Source organism: Xanthocytophaga flava (genome assembly GCF_030068545.1).
In the GTDB taxonomy this organism is placed as follows: domain Bacteria; phylum Bacteroidota; class Bacteroidia; order Cytophagales; family 172606-1; genus Xanthocytophaga; species Xanthocytophaga flava.
The window spans coordinates 231,897-253,218 of the sequence record NZ_JASJOR010000007.1; the positions used below are offsets into that span (position 1 = coordinate 231,897).

Annotated in this window: 16 protein-coding genes and 4 tRNA genes; 19 read left to right on the forward strand and 1 reads right to left on the reverse strand. The window is 38.5% G+C overall.

Features of this window, described 5'->3' with window-relative positions; translation table 11 throughout:
• Positions 1 to 204: 204 nt before the first annotated feature.
• Complete coding sequence (locus QNI15_RS13030) at positions 205 to 1,761, forward strand: Rne/Rng family ribonuclease (RefSeq protein WP_313999814.1); 1,557 nt, start codon at positions 205 to 207, stop codon at positions 1,759 to 1,761.
• Positions 1,762 to 1,835: 74 nt separating this feature from the next.
• Here QNI15_RS13030 and QNI15_RS13035 read toward each other — a convergent pair whose 3' ends face one another.
• Positions 1,836 to 2,501, reverse strand: a complete 666-nt coding sequence (locus QNI15_RS13035) for a porin family protein (RefSeq protein ID WP_313999816.1) — start codon at positions 2,499 to 2,501, stop codon at positions 1,836 to 1,838.
• Between the two features lie 225 nt (positions 2,502 to 2,726).
• Between QNI15_RS13035 and QNI15_RS13040 the strand changes: the two genes are divergently transcribed.
• From QNI15_RS13040 to QNI15_RS13125, 18 genes are all read left to right on the forward strand, one after another.
• Entirely contained in the window at positions 2,727 to 3,710 is a 984-nt protein-coding gene (locus QNI15_RS13040) for a gliding motility protein GldB-related protein (protein WP_313999818.1), read from the forward strand.
• Between the two features lie 80 nt (positions 3,711 to 3,790).
• The gene (locus QNI15_RS13045) at positions 3,791 to 5,587 is read left to right on the forward strand and encodes an ABC transporter ATP-binding protein (RefSeq protein WP_313999820.1); all 1,797 of its coding nucleotides are present in this window, start codon (positions 3,791 to 3,793) and stop codon (positions 5,585 to 5,587) included.
• A 144-nt stretch (positions 5,588 to 5,731) separates the two neighbouring features.
• A tRNA-Tyr gene (locus tag QNI15_RS13050) sits at positions 5,732 to 5,814 on the forward strand.
• Between the two features lie 77 nt (positions 5,815 to 5,891).
• Positions 5,892 to 5,964, forward strand: a tRNA-Gly gene (locus tag QNI15_RS13055).
• An 84-nt stretch (positions 5,965 to 6,048) separates the two neighbouring features.
• Positions 6,049 to 6,120 (forward strand) — tRNA-Thr (locus QNI15_RS13060).
• Positions 6,121 to 6,186: 66 nt separating this feature from the next.
• On the forward strand, positions 6,187 to 7,374 hold the full coding sequence (tuf, locus tag QNI15_RS13065; protein ID WP_313976706.1) for an elongation factor Tu: 1,188 nt from the start codon (positions 6,187 to 6,189) through the stop codon (positions 7,372 to 7,374).
• 163 nt (positions 7,375 to 7,537) lie between these two features.
• A tRNA-Trp gene (locus QNI15_RS13070) sits at positions 7,538 to 7,608 on the forward strand.
• Between the two features lie 32 nt (positions 7,609 to 7,640).
• Positions 7,641 to 7,841, forward strand: coding sequence for a preprotein translocase subunit SecE (gene secE, locus QNI15_RS13075; protein ID WP_313976705.1), 201 nt, complete (start codon positions 7,641 to 7,643; stop codon positions 7,839 to 7,841).
• Between the two features lie 23 nt (positions 7,842 to 7,864).
• Positions 7,865 to 8,428 carry a transcription termination/antitermination protein NusG gene (nusG, locus tag QNI15_RS13080; RefSeq protein ID WP_313976704.1) on the forward strand — a complete coding sequence of 188 codons (564 nt, stop codon included), beginning with the start codon at positions 7,865 to 7,867 and terminating at the stop codon, positions 8,426 to 8,428.
• 245 nt (positions 8,429 to 8,673) lie between these two features.
• Complete coding sequence (rplK, locus tag QNI15_RS13085; protein ID WP_313976703.1) at positions 8,674 to 9,117, forward strand: 50S ribosomal protein L11; 444 nt, start codon at positions 8,674 to 8,676, stop codon at positions 9,115 to 9,117.
• A gap of 56 nt (positions 9,118 to 9,173) precedes the next feature.
• Positions 9,174 to 9,872: a 50S ribosomal protein L1 gene (gene rplA / locus QNI15_RS13090; RefSeq protein WP_313999822.1), complete on the forward strand. Its 699-nt coding sequence runs from the start codon at positions 9,174 to 9,176 to the stop codon at positions 9,870 to 9,872.
• Positions 9,873 to 9,927: 55 nt separating this feature from the next.
• A complete protein-coding gene (gene rplJ, locus QNI15_RS13095; protein ID WP_313999824.1) occupies positions 9,928 to 10,461 on the forward strand; it encodes a 50S ribosomal protein L10 in 534 nt (177 codons plus the stop codon).
• An 80-nt stretch (positions 10,462 to 10,541) separates the two neighbouring features.
• Positions 10,542 to 10,919, forward strand: a complete 378-nt coding sequence (gene rplL, locus QNI15_RS13100; RefSeq protein ID WP_313999826.1) for a 50S ribosomal protein L7/L12 — start codon at positions 10,542 to 10,544, stop codon at positions 10,917 to 10,919.
• Positions 10,920 to 11,178: 259 nt separating this feature from the next.
• Positions 11,179 to 15,051 (forward strand): DNA-directed RNA polymerase subunit beta, encoded by a 3,873-nt coding sequence (rpoB, locus tag QNI15_RS13105; protein ID WP_313999828.1) that lies wholly within the window; start codon positions 11,179 to 11,181, stop codon positions 15,049 to 15,051.
• 136 nt (positions 15,052 to 15,187) lie between these two features.
• The gene (gene rpoC, locus QNI15_RS13110; protein WP_313976698.1) at positions 15,188 to 19,501 is read left to right on the forward strand and encodes a DNA-directed RNA polymerase subunit beta'; all 4,314 of its coding nucleotides are present in this window, start codon (positions 15,188 to 15,190) and stop codon (positions 19,499 to 19,501) included.
• 218 nt (positions 19,502 to 19,719) lie between these two features.
• Entirely contained in the window at positions 19,720 to 20,043 is a 324-nt protein-coding gene (locus QNI15_RS13115; RefSeq protein WP_313999830.1) for a DUF3467 domain-containing protein, read from the forward strand.
• A gap of 119 nt (positions 20,044 to 20,162) precedes the next feature.
• Positions 20,163 to 20,774 carry a DUF4178 domain-containing protein gene (locus QNI15_RS13120; protein WP_314032080.1) on the forward strand — a complete coding sequence of 204 codons (612 nt, stop codon included), beginning with the start codon at positions 20,163 to 20,165 and terminating at the stop codon, positions 20,772 to 20,774.
• Positions 20,775 to 20,792: 18 nt separating this feature from the next.
• Positions 20,793 to 21,311 carry a hypothetical protein gene (locus QNI15_RS13125; RefSeq protein WP_314032082.1) on the forward strand — a complete coding sequence of 173 codons (519 nt, stop codon included), beginning with the start codon at positions 20,793 to 20,795 and terminating at the stop codon, positions 21,309 to 21,311.
• The last annotated feature ends 11 nt before the right edge of the window (positions 21,312 to 21,322 follow it).

The window sequence follows — 21,322 nt, forward strand, 5'->3', positions numbered from 1 at the left end:
CTGTTGTTTTACATGTATGTTTTCATATTCTGACAAAGTTAATTACAGTAAACTCTTTTAGTGGCCATCTAAATCCCCATATTGCCATCAGAGTTAATTGTTTTCCACGTACATTAGCTTACTCTACGGTATTATTCTGTATCGATTTTCTGTTTGTTTATTACTGACAGTAGGTCGCATTGGTCATTCAAAAAAATTACAACGTTGAGTAACGAATTAGTTATCAATTCCACTGAAAAAGGTGGGAGGATAGCTCTTTTAAGAGACAAACGAATTGTAGAGTACCATATTGAAGAGAGCGAAAACCAGTTTACAGTAGGTGATATCTATTTGGGTACTGTGCGTAAAATATCGCCAGGTTCAAATGCAGCCTTTGTGGATATTGGACATGAAAAGGATGCTTTCCTGCATTATCAGGATTTAGGTCCCAACTTTTCTTCATTGCACAAACTAACACAAGATGTCATTGCAAAGCGTATCAATGGTACACGTTTAAATGGTGTACAATTAGAGGCTGAAATTGACAAGTTTGGTAAAATTTCGCAGGTACTTACTAAGAACGCACCTATTCTGGTGCAGGTCGTAAAAGAGCCAATTTCAACCAAAGGCCCGCGACTCTCCTGTGAGTTGTCTCTGGCGGGTAGGTATATTGTATTGGTACCATTTTCCAATTCTGTTAATATTTCTAAGAAAATCACGAACAAGCAGGAGCGTCAAAGATTAGCTCGTTTGCTGAATTCTATCAAACCACAAAACTTTGGCATCATTGTACGTACAGTGGCCGAAAGTAAAGAAGTGGCAGAACTGGATCGTGATTTACAGAACTTGATGGAGAAATGGGAAAATGGGATGAAGTTATTACGGGAAGCTAAACCCCGTGAAAAAATAATAGGAGAGATGAATCGAGCGTCTTCTATGCTGCGGGATATGCTCAACGAAAGTTTTGATAGTATTACAGTGGATGATAAGGACGCTTATGAAGATATCCGAACCTATATCCACACTATTGCCCCTGAAAAAGAAAAGATTGTAAAACTTTACAGTGGTAAAAATAAGATATTTGAGCAGTTTGGAATTGAGAAGCAGCTCAAGTCAATCTTTGGCCGGTCGGTAAGTCTACCAGGTGGAGGATATCTCATTATTGAGCATACCGAAGCTATGCATGTGATAGATGTGAACAGTGGTAGTCGCTCAAACACCGAAGCTGACCAAGAAGCTACAGCTGTTAATACTAATATTGAAGCTGTAAAAGAAATTGCTCGGCAACTAAGAGTACGTGATATGGGAGGGATCATTTCTATTGATTTTATTGACATGAAAAAGGCAGAAAACAAACGCCTGATTTATGAAAAAATGAAAGAAGAGATGCAAAGTGATCGATCCAAGTTTACAATTCTACCTTTGACAAAGTTTGGTGTAATGCAGATAACACGTCAGAGAGTAAGGCCGGAGCTTCACATTTCTACAGGAGAGACCTGCCCTACTTGTGGCGGTACTGGTAAGGTAGGACCAACCATTCTGTTGACAGACCAGATTGAAAGCAATTTGGAATATATTATCACACGGCAGAATGAAAAGCATATTATTCTTACAGTTCACCCCTATCTACATGCTTATTTCACAAACGGACTTCCTTCCAGACGAATGAAATGGTTTTTCCGGTATAAAACCTGGATTAAGATTGTTAAAGATTCTTCTTTAGGAATTACCGAATATAAGTTTGTAAATAAATTTGGCGATGACATAGAAATCATACCATAAGCAGACCAGAAATAAAAAAGCATTGTGTCTAGACACAATGCTTTTTTATTTCCGGCCAAAGATATGTCAGAACTTTAAAACTTAACTCCAAGGTCAAGAGAAAACATACTATTACGAACCTTTACGAAATCATTTACACGATCACTGCCATTTTTTACATTATTACCCAGTGCATTTACAAGACCACGATTATAACTCAAACCAAAGAATACTGCGGTATTTGTTCCCATTATAAGTTCGCTACCTGCTCCCAATAACAACCCGGCATCAGCAGGGCGAAAGGCGTTTTTTCCATTCACAGAGTTATAGATATAGTTTGTAGGTTTATCTAAAGGCTTCTCTGCCAATTTAGCATCAAGAGTTCCTCCAATTAAGAAGTAAATTTTCATGTCTGTAGCAATTTCATTGGTAAAAAACTTTAGAGCTACAGGTATTTGCAAATACTGCATATTATATACACTGGAAAGATTTGTACCTTTTACAGTTCCTTCTATACCAGAGCGTTTTACAGTATACCATAATCCTGTATGGAAGGCATAATTATCTGCAAAGAAAAAATCCATAACAGGACCTGCACTAAAACGCAAACCAGAACCATTTTTACCTACTACATCATAATCGCCTTCCGTAACAGCAGAGTTAAATGCAACAGCTGGTGAGAATTTAAAGCCCAATTTTACCTGAGAGAATGCCTGCACAGACAAAAAAGCGGCGAAAAAAAGTAATGCAATTTTTTTCATAATTTTGTACGTTTTCTAGCTTATTATAAAGCGGGTTTTGTTTAGAAAAAGATACTACTTTAATTTGAAAGAATTTTATAGTTTACTTAGACTCCAGACCTATACAACTGAATAGCTTGTAGCACAATTGTTTATCTCTTTATGTCAATCAGTTAGCTGCAAGTTTACATATTCCCACCGCAAAATCATAAAATTTTATTACTCATAAATCGTCTTATCACTGAAATGAACGACAGAAAATTGCTAAAAAGTATAATTGCTGTATTGTTCCTGCTTGCTGCATGTACATCAAAGGAAGTTTCTCCCATTGTAATTGAACGACTTGACGTAGAAATGATCAATCTTAAAACAAAGGCAGAAATTCAATATTTTTTGGATAAACACAAGAACCTTAAGGAGACATTTTTCTTGTCAGAAGCAGATATGCCAGATTCTGTTCTTGTTGATCGGATTTATCAGACAGTAACTAATCCTGCTTTTCAGAAATTTTACAATGAACTAAATAAGAGTGCCGGCGATTTGGGAGAAGTAAAGACACAATTTGCGGAAGCATTTAGTCAAGTACAGAAACTTTATCCGGATTTTAAGCCGCCTAAAGTCAAAACTGTAATTTCTGGGTTAGGCCATTTTTCAAGAGATGCAGCGGCTTTATCTGTTTCGGATAGTTTGATAGTTATCAGTCTGGACTTTTATGCAGGAGAAAAAGCTACATTCGTACCTAGTGTACCTAATTTTTTACTAAAAAAATATACATTACAGGCACTAGTGCCATCCATAATGAGTGTATTGGCAGAGAAATTTATTGTTACAAATACAGAGGATAAGTCTCTTTTAAATGACATGATTGTTGCGGCCAAGAAGTTGGAGTTTACACATGAGGTAATGCCAGAAACACCAGACAGTTTAATTATTTTTTACACTGAAAAACAATTGAATGACGCTGAAGAACACAAAAATGTAATCTGGGCACATTTTATAAAAGAGAAGCTATTGTATGAAACAAATCATTTTAAAAAAGTAAAATATATAGGAGATCGTCCTTACACAGCCGAAATTGGGACAGATTGTCCAGGCGCAATAGGAAGATGGATAGGATGGCAGATTATAAAAAAATATAGGGGCGAAAATTCAGATGTAACATTGCCAGCTTTACTGAGTAATCCTGATTCTCAGAATATTTTTATGAAGTCGAAGTTTAAAGGCGAATAGATAACTGGAAGCTGGAAATAAGAGAAATATTGGAGATAAGAAATTAATGTTGTAGTTGTTTTATAAAAAGTATTTGAAAAATGGCACGTGGTAATAGAGATGATATCTTGGAAGAAGACAAAAAAAGGAAAGTAAATAAAGCTGGTATAAAAAGTTTTTTGGAGATTTTCAGGTTTGTAAGACCTTACAAGGGGTATCTTATTGTAGGATTAATAAGTTTAGCATTGTCCGCATTAGCTACCTTAGGCTTCCCATTATTAGCCGGAAAATTAGTTGATGCTGCTGACAACAAAGCAGGGGGATATTCCATTAACCAGGTAACTATTGCCTTAATGGGTATATTATTACTAAATGCAATTTTTGCATTTCTAAGAATAAGAACTTTTGCTAACGTTAGTGAAAAATCTTTACGAGATATACGAGTTGCTTTATACGATAAGCTGGTGCATTTATCTATACCTTTTTTTGAAGAACGAAGAGTAGGTGAGTTGACTAGTAGAATAACTTCTGATGTACAGCAGTTACAAGATGTGCTTTCTTTTACATTGGCTGAGTTTCTCAGACAAGCAATTACATTAGTTGTCGGTATTTTATTGTTGCTGGTTTTTTATCCCAAGCTAACACTTTTTATGTTGGCTACTTTTCCAATAATTGTCATAGGTGCAATAATCTTTGGAAGATATATACGAAAACTTTCTAAAAAAACACAGGATAGCCTGGCATATGCCAATACAATAGTTATGGAGACTCTTCAAGGAGTACATACTGTGAAGGCCTATACCAATGAAATGTATGAGACAACTCGTTATTCAAATGCTTTGGCAAAAGTAATCCAGAATGCCTTAAATGGTGCAAAATACAGAGGATTGCTTGTCTCTTTTATTATTTTCGTGGTATTAGGCGGAATTGTTGGAGTAATATGGTATGCCGCTACTTTGTATTCTCAACGAATTATCACAGCCGGTGATCTTATCAGTTTTACTTTATTTACAGGATTTGTTGGGGCTTCTGTCGCAGGCTTGGGTGAAATTTATTCTCAACTACAAAAGACTATCGGTGCATCAGAACGTATAAGAGAGTTACTGGCACAAGAAAATGAACAGACAACTTTTCCTGAAAAAGAAACCTTAAAACAGGTTGGAGATATTGTATTCTCAAATGTACATTTTAGCTATCCAACTCGTCCAGATATTGAGGTTCTCAAAGGGATCACTATTCAGATTCGTAATGGACAGAAAATTGCTTTAGTTGGTCATAGTGGTTCAGGAAAATCAACCATCACCTCTCTTTTATTGAGATATTATCAACCTTCTACCGGAAACATTTCTGTCAGTGGGATTGATATTGAAGCTATAGAACTAAAAGAACTACGTAAACACATTGGTATTGTCCCTCAAGATGTGTTGTTGTTTGGTGGTAGCATAGCTGAAAATATATCATATGGAAAGCCTCTGGCTACTTTAGATGAGATTAAAGACGCTGCACGCAAGGCAAATGCTCTGGAATTCATTGAAAAGTTTCCTGAAGGCTTTAATACAGTTGTAGGAGAGAGGGGAGTGAAGTTATCCGGTGGCCAGCGACAACGCATTGCCATTGCAAGAGCTATTCTCAAAGACCCGGAAATCTTAATTCTGGATGAAGCAACAAGTTCATTAGATGCAGAAAGCGAACGGCTGGTACAAGAGGCATTAGATGAGTTAATGAAAGATCGAACTACGATTATTATTGCACACCGATTAGCCACTATACGAAAAGTAGATTATATTTATGTTATCGGTGATGGCCATATTCAGGAACAAGGAACCCATGACGATCTATCAGAAATGGAAAATGGGATTTACAGCAACTTATTACGTCTTCAATTTGAAATTTCATAAGTAATTGATTGTTAAGTTTTTGATTTAAAACGAAACATGGTGTGCGTAATTTTTTGAAAATTTTTCACTTTTTTTTTGATAAAAATTTGCCTGTAAAGAAAAAGTCGCTACTTTTGCATTCCCTTTCGCAAGGGACATGAATAAGGGGGTGTACCAGAGTGGCCAAATGGGGCAGACTGTAAATCTGCTGACTTATGTCTTCGGTGGTTCGAATCCATCCGCCCCCACTCAATCAGTGCTGAATGAATTTGTAGAATAGTGTAGTTTGAAGATTTTCATTCGAGAATTATCAGTGTTAGTTTAAGCGGGAGTAGCTCATTTGGTAGAGCGATAGCCTTCCAAGCTATAGGTGGCGGGTTCGAGCCCCGTCTCCCGCTCTAGGAAAAGTAGAAGGTAGCTTACTTTCTGCTTTTTCTTTTATGGTCAGGATGCTATTTAGCATCTACTTTAAATTGACTTAGGCCGTCGTAGCTCAGGGGTAGAGCACTTCCTTGGTAAGGAAGAGGTCGTGGGTTCAATTCCCATCGTCGGCTCTGTTAAGTACAATTTTTTTATTAATTATACTTTTATCACATAACTTAAAACGAGGATTTTCAAACATGGCAAAAGAAACGTTTGACCGTTCCAAACCCCACGTAAACGTTGGTACCATCGGTCACGTAGATCACGGTAAAACTACTTTGACTGCTGCTATAACAATGGTGTTGGCAAATAAAGGGTTGGCAGAAAAAAGAGACTTCTCTTCTATTGATAATGCTCCTGAAGAAAAAGAGCGTGGTATCACTATTAACACAGCTCACGTAGAATATCAAACTGTAAATCGTCACTATGCCCACGTTGACTGTCCAGGTCACGCTGACTATGTGAAAAACATGGTTACAGGTGCTGCTCAGATGGATGGTGCTATTCTGGTGGTTGCTGCTACAGATGGTCCAATGCCTCAAACAAAAGAACACATTCTTTTGGCTCGTCAGGTAGGTGTACCTCAGTTGGTTGTGTTCATGAACAAGGTTGACTTAGTTGATGATCCTGAGTTGTTGGAGCTGGTTGAGATGGAAGTTCGTGAGTTGTTGAGCTTCTATAAATTTGATGGAGATAATACTCCAGTTATTCGTGGTTCTGCTCTTGGTGGATTGAATGGTGATCCTCAGTGGGTTAAAACTATCGATGAATTGATGGAGTCTGTAGATTCTTGGATTCCTCTTCCTGTTCGTCTGGTTGATCAACCATTGTTGATGTCTGTAGAAGATGTATTTACTATCACAGGTCGTGGTACAGTTGCTACAGGCCGTATCGAGCGTGGTGTGGTTAACGTAGGTGATGCAGTTGATATCTTGGGTATGGGTGCTGAAAACCTGAAATCTACAGTTACAGGTGTTGAGATGTTCCGTAAATTGTTGGATCGTGGTGAAGCTGGTGATAACGTAGGTTTGTTATTGCGTGGTGTAGACAAAGATCAAATCCGTCGTGGTATGGTTATTTGTAAGCCAGGTAGTGTAAAGCCTCACGCTAAATTCAAAGCTGAAGTTTATATCCTGAGCAAAGAAGAAGGTGGACGTCATACTCCATTCTTTAATAAATACCGTCCACAGTTCTACTTCCGTACAACTGACGTAACTGGTGAGATCATGCTTCCTGAGAACGTAGAGATGGTTATGCCTGGTGATAACATTACTATTGAAGTACAGTTGATCAATACCATCGCTATGGAAAAAGGTCTTCGTTTCGCGATTCGTGAAGGTGGACGTACCGTAGGTGCTGGTCAGGTAACTGAAATCTTAGACTAATTAATTGATTTGATTGGAATGCCTTCTCATAGCTTTTGAGGAGGCATTTTTATTTCTCTGTTTTTAGAAAAATAAAAAAAAGAGTTTACAATAATCGTGCTTTATTTTGTTTTTCTAAATCAAATGCATATCTTTGCAGTCCGTTTTTCTGGATACCATACACACGGGTGTAGTTCAAGGGTAGAATAGCGGTCTCCAAAACCGTTGATGGGAGTTCGAATCTCTCCACCCGTGCCCTTAATATAGTTCAGCAATCAATACAGGAAATGAAAAAGTTTTTCGCGTTTATCAAAGATTCTTTTGTAGAAGTAAAGGAAAATGTATCCTGGCCAAAGTACTCTGAAGTGCAAGCGAATGCTACTTTGGTATTGGTTGCTTCGTTATTGTTTGCATTAGTGATTGGCTTGGTTGATTTTGGATTTAGAGAGGCTATGCAAAAGATTTATCAATCGGTTTTTAGTAATTAATCACGAAAAACGTATTTTTTCCGATGAGTGAGTTAAAGTGGTATGTACTCCGAGCTGTGGCCGGACAAGAAAAGAAAATTAAGTCTTATCTTGAAACTGAAATTGCACGGCATAATCTGTCAGACCACATTTCTCAAGTAATAATACCTTCTGAAAAAGTGTACGAGATAAGAAATGGAAAGAAGAAGGTACGGGAAAAAAACACATTGCCTGGTTATGTGATTATTTCCGCAAATGTTGAACATCCAGAAGTAATGCATACTATTACAGGGATTCCAGGTGTATTAGGTTTCTTAGGGAATGAGAATAAGCCTGGAACGTCAAGTAAAATACCTGTTCCTCTTCGCCAATCTGAGATAAATCGTATCTTAGGCAAGATGGATGAGGAGGCTGAGCAGGGCGAAAAGCTGGAAACTCCGTTTATAGTTGGAGAGACAGTTTTAGTAATGGATGGTCCATTCAAATCTTTTAAAGGTACGGTGGAGGAGGTTTTTGAAGAAAGGAAAAAGCTCAAAGTAATGGTGAAGATCTTTGGTCGGAACACCCCTGTTGAGCTTAGCTATGTTGAAGTGGAGAAAGAAGAGTAGTATAAAAGATTGTTTGGGTATTGTTTGACTGTTACGCCTCAATATATAAGAAGAAAAAAGATTTCATATCTAATCTTTCAACCTTCTTTTGCAGTGCACTAAACATGTGAGCTTCCAACACATAAGGTAGTGCGAAGTTAGAGAGTTTAATAAAGGAGTGTGACCTTCTTGTTTAAAAGTGATTCTCTTAGCATTTATGATGCGAATCAGTATGTTCCTATTCGCTTAAAACTTATTTCAAAAAAATGGCAAAGGATATTGCTGGATACTTGAAACTGCAGGTAAAAGGAGGACAGGCAAACCCTGCACCGCCAATTGGCCCTGCATTAGGTAGTAAAGGTATCAATATCATGGAGTTTTGCAAGCAATTCAATGCAAGAACTCAAGATAAAATGGGACAAGTAGTTCCTGTTTTGATTACTTACTACACTGATAAATCTTTCGAATTTGTTCTTAAAACTCCTCCTGCAGCTGTATTGCTAATGGACGCTATTAAGATACAAAAAGGTTCTGCTGAACCTAACCGTAAAAAAGTAGGCTCCGTTACTTGGGAACAGGTAAAGAAGATTGCCGAAACAAAGATGCCTGATTTAAATGCTTTGACAATTGAGTCTGCAATGAAAATGATTGCAGGAACTGCGAGAAGTATGGGTATTACGGTTTCAGGAACAGCTCCCTGGGAAAGTTAATTTAAATTTTATATAAACGGAAGAATTACCGCAATCTTCTGGAAAACCTGAAAATAATGGGAAAGTTAACTAAAAAACAAAAGGAAGCACGGTCTAAATACGATTTGAGCAAAGCGTACTTGTTAGCGGAAGCTGGAAAAATTGTAAAAGACATTACTTATACTAAGTTTGATGCTTCTGTTGATATTGATATTCGTTTGGGTGTAGATCCTCGGAAAGCCGACCAAATGGTTCGTGGGACAGTTGCTCTGCCACATGGAACAGGAAAAGAAGTTAGAGTATTAGTACTTTGCCCTCCTGATAAAGAAGCAGAAGCAAAAGAAGCTGGTGCAGACTACGTTGGTTTGGATGAGTACATTTCTAAGATTGAAGGAGGATGGACTGATGTCGACGTAATTATTACTATGCCAACAGTAATGGCTAAAGTAGGTAAATTAGGTCGTGTGTTGGGTCCAAGAGGTTTAATGCCGAATCCTAAGTCTGGAACTGTAACGATGGAAGTTGGAAAAGCAGTGAAAGAAGTGAAAGCCGGTAAAATTGACTTTAAAGTAGATAAAACCGGAATTGTACATACCAGTATTGGTAAAGTTTCTTTCTCTCCTGAGAAGATTGCTGAAAACCTTCAGGAATTGATGAATACAATCATGAGATTAAAGCCATCTTCAGCAAAAGGAACCTATGTGCAGTCAGTTTATATCTCGAGTACAATGAGCCCGGGCGTCCAAATTGACAAAACCAGTATTCAAGGTTTGTAATTGCAAGCCTTCTGATGTTAAACTATTTGATGACGATTAACCGTCGAGCTATAACATGACACGCGAAGAAAAAGCGGTTATTATTCAAGAATTAACCGAAAAATTTCAAGAGAAGCCTTTCTTTTATATCATGGATGCCTCTGGCATGACCGTGGCACAAGTAAATGCTTTTCGTCGTATGTGCTTTGATAAAGGTATTGAATACCGTGTGGTAAAAAATACTCTCATCAGAAAAGCACTGGAACGTATTGAAGGAGATTTTACTCCTTTTAATGATACTGTACTGACAGGATTTTCTGGAGTTCTGTTCTCAAATGAGTCAGGTAAAGCACCTGCTACTTTGATTAAAGAGTTCCGTAAGAAATCTGGAAAAGATAAGCCTGTTTTTAAAGGAGCTTCTGTTGATGCAAGTCTTTTCATTGGCGAAAGTAGCCTGGAAACTCTGTATACACTGAAGTCTAAAAACGAACTTATCGGAGAAATCGTTGGCTTACTACAATCTCCTGCCAAAAATGTTGTATCTGCTCTGCAAAGTGGTGGAAACAAACTGGCTGGTATTGTCAAAACTCTTCAGGAAAGAGAAGGATAAAGCTACAGTATCTAGCCTGAAGTTTCAGGTATTTAAAATTATCTATCAATTAAATCATTCACTATTAATTTTATAAAACAATGGCAGATTTGAAAGCATTTGCTGAACAGTTGGTTAACTTGACTGTTAAAGAAGTAAACGAATTAGCTCAGATTCTGAAAGATGAGTACGGTATCGAACCTGCTGCTGCAGCAGTTGCTGTTGCTCCTGCGACTAGTAACGAGAATGCTCCTGCTGAAGTTGCAAAAACAGCTTTCGATGTGATCCTGAAAAATGCAGGTGCTAACAAGCTGCAAGTTGTTAAATTAGTAAAAGACCTAACTGGTCTGGGTTTGAAAGAAGCTAAAGATTTAGTTGATTCAGCTCCAAAACCAGTGAAAGAAGGTATTGCTAAAGACGAAGCAGATGCTTTAGTAAAACAATTACAAGAAGCCGGTGCTGAAGTAGAATTAAAATAATCTATCTATATATCGGTCTGAGGGAAGAGGCCTGCCTTTAAAAGTCAGGTCTTTTTCCTATTTGTATTATTTAAAAATTTCACTCTTGTTATATTGTAAAGAGTAGATCAAACAGGTGCTGGGTTCATTGCATGCTATTTTTTTGAAAAATCGGGTGAGTTTTTGAGAAAAAGATGAAATTGGGAACAATTTTTGCTAAGTAGCCGTTTTATTGGTTGTACCCTCCTGTATTAATCTCCTAACTTAAACATATAAGGCCTTGACTACCAATCGTTTGAACAATCGCATAAGTTTTGCCTCCACACGGCAGTTGGTAGATTATCCGGACTTTCTGGATATCCAATTGCAGTCATTCGTAGACTTTTTTCAGATTGAGACTGCTCCTGAAAAAAGGGCTCAAGAGGGGCTTTACAAGGTATTTATGGAGAATTTCCCGATTACTGATTCCCGGGAAAATTTCAAACTAGAATTTATAGATTATACTATTGATCCTCCGAAGTATTCGGTGGATGAATCTATAGACAGAGGTCTAACCTATTCTGTGCCTTTAAAGGCTAAATTAAGACTTTCATGCAGTGACCCTGATAATGAAGATTTTGAGACCATTGAGCAGGAAGTATTTCTTGGCAATGTACCTTACATGACAGAGAGAGGGTCATTTGTAATCAATGGAGCTGAGCGGGTAATTGTATCTCAATTACATCGTTCTCCAGGTGTGTTCTTCTCTATGAGTAAGCACACAAATGGAACTAAGTTATATTCTGCCAGAATTATCCCTTTCAAAGGATCCTGGATTGAATTCTCGACAGACGTAAATAATGTAATGTATGCCTACATTGATCGGAAAAAGAAATTTCCAGTAACTACATTGTTACGTGCTATTGGATTTGGTTCTGATAAAGAAATATTAGATTTATTTGGTCTGTCTGAAGAGCTGCCTGTAAATAAGGCTACTCTTAAGCGTATGGTGGGGCGTAAGCTTGCTGCGCGGGTATTACGTACATGGACAGAAGACTTCGTAGATGAGGATACTGGAGAAGTTGTGTCAATTGATCGTAATGAGGTCTTACTGGAACGTGATCATGTAGTAAAAGAAGGTGATTTAGACGTAATACTGGATTCAGAATCCAAGGTAGTGATTGTACATCGTGAAGATGTAAACGTTGCAGATTACAGTATTATTTACAATACATTACAGAAAGATAACTCAAATTCTGAAAAAGAGGCGGTTGAGCAAATCTATCGTCAGTTAAGAAATACAGAAGCACCTGATGAGCAAACAGCTCGTGAGGTAATTCATAGTTTGTTTTTCAGTGATAAACGTTATGATCTTGGTGAAGTTGGTCGATATAGAATTAATAAGAAATTAGGTCTGGAAATTTCATCTGAGGTTAGAGTTTTAACAACGGAAGATATTGTTTCTATTGTTAAATATCTGATTGGTTTGATTAACTCTAAAGCCCTTGTTGATGATATTGACCACTTAAGTAATCGTCGGGTACGTACAGTAGGAGAGCAGTTATATGCTCAGTTCGGTGTTGGTTTAGCTCGTATGGCACGGACGATAAAAGAACGTATGAACGTACGGGATAATGAAGACTTCAAACCTGTTGATTTGATTAATGCCCGTACATTATCATCTGTAATTAACTCGTTTTTTGGAACAAATCAGTTGTCTCAGTTTATGGATCAAACCAATCCATTATCTGAAATAACGCATAAACGCCGTATGTCAGCTCTTGGACCTGGTGGTTTGTCCCGTGAACGTGCAGGTTTTGAAGTACGTGACGTTCACTACACACACTATGGACGTTTGTGTACAATTGAAACGCCAGAAGGACCGAACATTGGTTTGATCTCTTCTTTATGTGTGCATGCTAAGATTAATAGCATGGGCTTCATTGAAACTCCTTACCTGGAGGTTGACAATGGAAAAGTAAAAGTAGAGCAGGAACCTATTTATCTGACTGCCGAAGAAGAAGATACACACTACATTGCGCAGGCTCGTGTGGCAGTGGATGAAAAAGGTAATTTCCAGACTGATAAAGTAAAGACCCGTTATGAAGGTGATTTCCCGGTTGTAGAGCCAGAGAAAATTACTTACATGGACGTTGCTACGAATCAAATTGTATCTGTTGCAGCATCTTTGATTCCTTTCCTGGAGCATGATGATGCGAACCGTGCTTTGATGGGATCAAACATGCAACGCCAGGCTGTACCTTTATTACGTCCTGAAGCACCAATAGTAGGTACAGGTCTGGAAGGTCGTGTAGCTCGTGACTCTCGTGCGTTGGTAGTGGCTGAAATGAATGGTGTTATTGAGTTTGTTGATTCTACTAAGATTGTAGTACGTTATGATTTGACTGATAATCAGCGTTTGGTAAGCTTTGATGAAGAGCTTAAAACGTATAATCTGATCAAATTCCGTCGTACAAATCAGGATACTTGTATCAATCTTAAACCTATTGTCTTCAAAGGACAACGCGTAGTTAAAGGTGATATTCTTTGTGAAGGATATGCAACGCAAAAAGGAGAACTTGCTTTAGGACGTAACCTAATGGTTGCCTTCATGCCTTGGCAGGGATATAACTTTGAGGATGCGATTGTAATTTCTGAAAAAGTTGTTCGTGAAGATATCTTTACTTCTTTACACATCGAGGAATTTGAACTGGAAGTTCGGGATACCAAGCGTGGTGAAGAGGAACTAACTTCTGAAATACCTAATGTAAGTGAAGAATCAGTTAAAAATCTGGATGAAAATGGTATTATCCGTGTAGGTTCAGATGTACGCGAAGGCGATATATTAATAGGTAAAATCACTCCAAAAGGAGAGTCTGATCCAACACCTGAGGAAAAACTGCTTCGGGCGATATTTGGAGATAAAGCGGGTGATGTGAAGGATGCTTCTATGAAGGCACCTCCATCTTTGAAAGGTGTTGTTATTGATACCAAATTGTTCTCTCGTCCAAAGAAGGATAAAGATGGTCGCGAAAAAATGAAGAATGAGGTGAAAACCTTAATGAAGAAGTATAGTCGTGATCTGAATGCCGTAAAAGATGTGATGGTTGAGAAAATGGTTCAATTACTGGATGGTAAAACCAGCCAGGGTGTGAAACATAAGTTTGGTGATGAGGTAGTGTCCAAAGGTGTGAAGTTTTCTCGTCGTAATATTGTAGAAAACCTGTTTCCCGATAAAAATATCTATCGGGATGAGAGTTCGTATAATGTTCCGGAGGAAGTAAACTTATTATCTGACCTGACACTGGAAAACTGGACTAATGAACCAGAAGTCAGTACCTTATTGGAAGGTCTTGTTAAAAATTACAACAAGAAACGGAATGAGATCTCAGCCAGATTCAAGCGTGAGAGATTTACATTAGAAGTCGGAGATGAGCTACCTGCGGGTATTGTACAATTGGCAAAAGTTTATGTTGCCAAGAAACGCAAACTGAAAGTGGGTGATAAAATGGCGGGTCGTCACGGTAACAAAGGGGTTGTTGCCCGTATTGTTCGTGAAGAAGATATGCCATTCCTGGCTGACGGAACAGCTGTGGACATTGTGTTGAATCCACTTGGGGTACCTTCCCGGATGAACCTTGGACAGATTTATGAAACAGTATTAGGATGGGCTGGAAGAAAACTGGGCAAAACATATGCAACACCAATATTTGATGGAGCTACTGAGGAAGAGGTATTAACTGAGTTAAAAGATGCAGGTTTACCTGATTTTGGACGTACCTATCTTCACGATGGTTTGACAGGACAAAGATTCGACCAGCCTGTTACAGTTGGTATTATCTACATGTTGAAACTGGGCCACTTAGTTGATGATAAGATGCACGCTCGTTCAATCGGACCTTACTCATTGATTACACAACAACCATTGGGTGGTAAAGCACAGTTTGGTGGTCAGCGTTTTGGTGAGATGGAGGTTTGGGCATTGGAAGCATTTGGTGCTTCTCATATTCTACAGGAAATTCTGACTGTAAAATCAGATGATGTTGTAGGACGTGCTAAAGCTTATGAAGCTATTGTAAAAGGTGAAAACATGCCGAAACCAAATATTCCTGAGTCGTTCAATGTATTGGTTCATGAATTGCGTGGTCTTGCATTAGAGATCACATTGGAATAATTGTTTTACGCAGGGTCTGACTTTCAGACTCTGCGTTGATCTTATCCAATATAAGAAGAAAGCGTAGTCATAAGCTTCTTTTGAGGATTACAGGGTTTTAAACATGTATTGTCGCCCATAATTATATTCCTAACCTATGGCTTTTAGAAAAAATAAAAAAATCAACGCAGACTTCTCGAAGGTCACGATTAGTCTTGCCTCTCCACAATCCATTCTGGATAGTTCTTATGGTGAGGTGACACAGCCTGAAACCATTAACTACCGGACATATAAACCCGAAATGGGAGGGCTTTTCTGCGAACGGATTTTCGGACCAGTAAAAGACTGGGAATGTCATTGCGGTAAATATAAAAGAATTCGTTATAAAGGTATTATTTGTGATCGTTGCGGAGTTGAAGTAACGGAGAAGAAAGTTCGTCGTGAACGCATGGGACACATTGAGCTGGTTGTACCTGTAGCGCATATCTGGTATTTCCGTTCATTACCAAATAAAATAGGTTATCTGTTAGGTTTACCAACTAAGAAACTTGATCAGATTATCTATTATGAAAGATATGTTGTCATCCAACCAGGAGTAAAAGAAGAAGAAGGTGTAAAACAACTAGATTTTCTGACAGAAGATGAGTATCTGGATATTCTGGATAAGCTTCCTCGTGAAAACCAACTGTTACCAGATGAAGATCCACAGAAATTCATCGCTAAGATGGGTGCTGATGCATTAGAAATGCTTCTTTCCAGAACTAAGCTGGATGACTTGTCTTATGAACTTCGTCACGTAGCATCTACAGATACTTCTCAACAACGTAAAGCCGAAGCTTTAAAACGATTGAAAGTAGTAGAGGCATTCCGGGATGCAAATACACGTATTGAGAACCGACCTGAATGGATGGTTATCCGTATGGTACCTGTAATTCCACCAGAGCTTCGTCCTTTAGTACCTTTGGATGGTGGTCGTTTTGCAACTTCTGATTTGAACGATCTATATCGTAGGGTAATTATTCGTAACAACCGATTGAAGCGTTTGATTGAAATCAAAGCTCCTGAAGTTATCTTACGTAACGAGAAAAGGATGTTACAGGAAGCTGTTGACTCTTTGTTTGATAACTCTCGTAAAGTAAATGCCGTTCGTTCAGAAGGAAATCGTGCACTGAAGTCACTTTCAGATATGCTGAAAGGTAAGCAGGGTCGTTTCCGTCAAAACTTGCTAGGTAAACGTGTTGACTATTCTGGTCGTTCGGTTATCGTTGTAGGTCCTGAACTGAAATTGCATGAATGCGGTCTGCCTAAAGATATGGCTGCCGAGTTATTTAAGCCATTTATTATTCGTAAACTGATTGAGCGGGGAATTGTTAAAACTGTAAAATCAGCGAAGAAAATAGTTGACAGAAAAGATCCGGTTGTTTGGGATATTTTGGAAAATGTACTGAAAGGGCATCCGGTTCTACTAAACCGTGCTCCTACATTGCACCGTTTGGGTATTCAGGCATTCCAGCCAAAACTAATCGAAGGAAAAGCAATTCAGTTACACCCACTGGTAACTACAGCATTCAACGCTGACTTTGACGGTGACCAGATGGCGGTACACGTACCACTAGGTCAAGAGGCAATTCTGGAAGCGTCTTTATTGATGTTGGCTTCTCATAATATCCTGAACCCTGCGAACGGTGCTCCAATTACAGTACCTTCTCAGGACATGGTATTGGGATTATACTATGTAACGAAAGGACGGAAACATACTCCTGAATATCCTATTGCAGGTGAAGGTTCTATCTTCTATTCTGCAGAAGAGGTAATTATTGCTGTTAATGAAGGTAAGTTATCTAAGCATGCTAATATTAAAATTCGTACAAAAGTACGAAATGAAAATGGCGAGCTGGAAACGAAAATTATAGAGACGGTGGCAGGTCGTGTGTTATTCAACCAGGCTGTTCCGGAAGAAGTTGGATACATCAATGAGTTGTTAACCAAGAAGAAGCTACAGCAGATCATTGGTCATGTCTTCAAAACAGTAGGTATGTCTCGCACTGCCAAATTCCTGGATGATATTAAGGAACTTGGTTTTCAGATGGCATTCCGTGGAGGTTTATCAATTGGATTGAATGATGTAAAAGTGCCAGAGGCGAAAGCAAAACTGATTGATAATGCCGTTGGTGAAGTAGACAATGTTTGGAATAACTATCTGATGGGTCTTATCACTGATAACGAACGTTATAACCAGGTAATTGATATTTGGACTCGTGTAAATACTCAAATTACAGAGTCTTTGATGAAACAACTGGAAGGTGATCAGCAAGGATTTAATTCTATCTATATGATGATGCACTCTGGCGCACGGGGGTCTCGTGAACAGATTCGTCAGTTAGGTGGTATGCGGGGTCTGATGGCTAAGCCTCAGAAAAACTTACAAGGTTCCGTTGGTGAGATCATTGAAAACCCAATTATCTCAAACTTTAAAGAAGGTTTGGATGTATTGGAGTACTTTATCTCTACTCATGGTGCTCGTAAAGGTTTGGCCGATACTGCATTAAAAACTGCTGATGCTGGTTATCTGACTCGTCGTCTGGTAGATGTGGCTCAGGATGTAATCATTAACGAAAGTGATTGTGGTACATTACGCGGTATAGTGGTAACAGCTCTAAAAGATAATGAAGATATTGTTGAACCACTATCTGAACGTATTTTGGGCCGTGTTACTGTACATGATGTATTCGACCCGATCACAAATGAACTGATTATCGCTTCTGGTGAACAGGTAACTGAAGAAATTGCTACACGAATTGATCAAACCAGCGTAGAAGCTGTTGAGATTCGTTCGGTATTAACTTGCGAAACCCGTCAGGGTGTATGCGCAAAATGTTACGGACGTAACCTTGCTTCTGGTCGTATGGTTGAAAGAGGTGAAGCAGTTGGTGTTATTGCTGCCCAGTCTATCGGTGAACCAGGAACACAGCTTACCCTTCGTACCTTCCACGTGGGTGGTGTGGCGTCAAACATTTCTTCGGATGCAAACATCAAAGCTAAATTTGATGGGGTGATCCAATTTGAAGAACTGCGGACTATCACAACCGTTAACAACGAAGGTGAGAAAGTAAACGTAGTAATGGGACGTTCAGGTGAGATCAAGATTATGCAGGAAGGTACTGATAAAGTATTGATCAGTAACCACGTACCATATGGCGCATTCCTGAAAGTGAACGATGGTGAGAAAGTGAAACGCGGTGATGAACTTTGTTTCTGGGATCCATATAACGCTGTAATCTTGTCTGAATTAGATGGTACTGTTCAGTTTGAATCGATTGAAGATGGTATAACCTTCCGTGAAGAGTCTGATGAACAGACTGGTTTCCGTGAAAAGGTAATCATTGATACAAAAGATAAGACGAAAAACCCTGCAGTAGGGGTATATACTAAAGATAAAGAAGGTAAGTCATATAACATGCCAGTAGGTGCTCACTTGGCCGTTGAAAACGGATCAACTGTACGTGCTGGACAGGTTCTTGCTAAAATTCCTCGTGCAATAGGTAAAACGCGTGATATCACGGGTGGTCTGCCTCGTGTAACGGAATTGTTTGAGGCACGTAATCCTTCTAACCCTGCTGTAGTAAGTGAAATTGATGGTGTTGTTACGTATGGAGGTATTAAACGTGGTAACCGTGAAATCTTTATCGAATCGCGTGATGGGGTTCGTAAGCGATATATGGTGCCATTGTCTAAACACATCTTGGTACAAGATAATGACTTCATTCGTGCTGGTGCACCACTTTCAGACGGAGCAATTACTCCTTCCGATATTCTGGCTATCAAGGGACCAACTGCTGTGCAGGAATACCTGGTAAATGAAATTCAGGAGGTTTATCGTCTGCAAGGTGTGAAAATCAATGATAAACACATTGAATGTATTGTGCGCCAGATGATGCAAAAGGTTGAAATCATTGAAGCTGGTGATACTAACTTCCTACCTGGTCAGTATGTGGATCGTTTTGAATTCCGTGAAGCAAATGATCTGATTATGAATATGAAGGTAGTTTCAGATGCTGGTGATTCTGAAAACCTGAAACCTGGACAGATTATTTCTTCTCGTCGTTTGCGTGATGAAAACTCCAGTTTGAAACGTCGCGACTTACGTCTGGTAGAAGTAAGAGATGCGGATGCTGCTGTTTCTCAGCCGACATTGCAAGGTATTACACAAGCGTCTCTGGGTACAGAAAGCTTTATCTCTGCTGCATCATTCCAGGAAACAACTAAGGTGTTAAGTGAGGCTGCTGTACGTGGTAAAGCAGATCAATTGATTGGTTTGAAAGAAAACGTAATCGTTGGTCACTTGATCCCTGCTGGTACTGGTATGCGTCGTTATCAAAACCTGATTGTTGGTTCTCAGGAAGAATTGGAAACAATGACTACTGCCAAAGAACGTCAAACCAGTTCTCGCCGTCGTGAGCTTCAGGACTAATCATGAAGCTATAAAATAGATTAATAATACAGTTAAAAAGAGTTATGGGATACTTCTCATAACTCTTTTTTATTAGGGTAGGAAATTCAGTAACTAGGAGAAATTTATATCTTTTCTTCCAGAAGCAGGGTGATATTTCTATCTTGTGGCCTGAAACTGATAAGTTGTAAGTGAAGGGGATAATCTAAAAATATATCATTTGTAAACTTGTATCGATTATGGCTGATAAAAACAATCCGGAAGAAGAAAACCAACTTAATATCGAGCTGTCGGAGGAAATGGCAGAAGGTGTATATTCCAATTTGGTTATGATTGCTCATTCCAATAGTGAATTTGTATTAGACTTTATTCGTATTATGCCAGGAGTACCTAAAGCCAAGGTAAAATCTCGTGTTATCATTACTCCTGAACATGCTAAGCGACTATTATCTGCACTTAAAGATAATGTAAGGAAGTACGAAGATGCTTTTGGAACAATCCGACAGACAGAAGAAGGCTTTACATTACCTATGAGTTTTGGTGGAAAAATGGGAGAAGCGTGATCAATATATGACATTAAAGATAGAAAGGCCTGATAGGTTAGAACTTATCAGGCCTTTCTATTTGCAAAGATGGTTACTTATCATATATTTTGCTATTAAGATTATAACATCTGTTTTCCATGCCTTTACCGTCTCTGAATTGTCCTTCTTGTGGTTCAATGCTGGAGTTAAAGTACCGCCATTCCAAAATGGTAGTTTGTAAGTATTGTGGCCAGACAAGTTATCTCAATGTAGATAGCATTTTTACAGTTGGGTCTCCAATTTTGTTGGTAGATTACGGATCTGTTTTATCTGTAGGGAAAAGAGGTAAGATAAAAAATAAGCCTTTTGAAGTAATAGGAAGATTACGATTTGATTATGAAGATGGATTTTGGGATGAGTGGCTGATACTAATGGATAACGAAACAGAGCTCTGGTTGCAGGAAGATGAAGGAGAGTTTGTTCTTTTTCGAAAGAAAAGCCTTTCAGACCCTCTTCAATATACAAGTCTGATTGTAGGATCAATAACGACAATAGATATAGAAAATGTTTTTCTGACAGAGAAAAATAAAGCAGTTATCAATGGAGGAGAAGGTGAATTACCTTTTCAGGTAGTTGCAGGCGAAAAAGCTGATTATGTAGATGGGATTGTTGTAGGTAAGAAATTGATTGCTAGTTTTGAGTATATGTCGGAAGGAGTTGTATACAATGTGGGAGAACCTTTATCTATGAAAGATTTTTTGTTTACCTAATCCTACAATCTGAGCAAGATGAACAAAATTACTATAGTCATCCTTCTACTAATGCAGATTACTCTTTGTAGCTGTGATGTTACACAAACAAAAAAAGAAGTGGCTACAGCATCCATTCATTATGATACGGTGAACTTTGGCAGTTATTATAATGTACCTATGGATTCTGCTTTCTTTTTTTCCATAAAAGATATTAAGAATACCGAGTTATCAGATTTTACAGTAGATAGTGCGTATGTGATTACTGTAAGTCTTAAAGGAAAGCAGGATATTCCGTTTCGTTTAATCTCATTGAATAAAAATGTAGAGGTAAAACCTATCCAGGCAGGTGAGAATAAATATCAGTTGAATATACAACAACGTGTGCCTACTGCTGATAAATATTATGCGAAACTGGCAGTGATACCACCTGATAGTACGAAATATATTTTCAGAAACAGATTCTGGCTTGATTCAACGAAGTCAAAGTTTGAGGAGGGCACAATGGTAGTAGATACAATTTGTAAACTAACCTATAAAATAAACTCTGATAAATAGCAATAGTCCTG